Source organism: Halalkalibacter flavus (genome assembly GCF_036663575.1).
Classification (GTDB): Bacteria; Bacillota; Bacilli; order Bacillales; family Bacillaceae_D; genus Halalkalibacter; species Halalkalibacter flavus.
Genome location: NZ_JAWRVK010000432.1, coordinates 1 through 233, shown reverse-complemented (window position 1 = coordinate 233; position 233 = coordinate 1). Strand labels below are relative to the sequence as shown.

The window sequence follows — 233 nt, the reverse complement described above, 5'->3', positions numbered from 1 at the left end:
AGGCCGAAAGCGGCTCGTTCTCGAGCTTCGAGGTGCAGGTCACGGCAGGCGGGAGGCGCCTGCCCATCGCCCACGTCGCCGTCGCCGAGATCGTGACGCTCGACGGCGGTGGCCGGCTGCTCGTCGGCCGCGACGTCCACGACAACGTCCAGACGCAGAAGCTCATGGGAATGGCGATCCTCCTGGGCCTCGGCGTCATGGTGGTCCTGGGCATCGTCGGCGGTCTCATCATG

At 68.7% G+C, this 233-nt stretch carries 1 protein-coding gene; it reads left to right on the top strand.

Features of this window, described 5'->3' with window-relative positions; translation table 11 throughout:
• A partial coding sequence (locus tag SAY88_RS25695; RefSeq protein WP_332635267.1) for a hypothetical protein occupies positions 1-233 on the top strand: 233 nt, incomplete at both ends.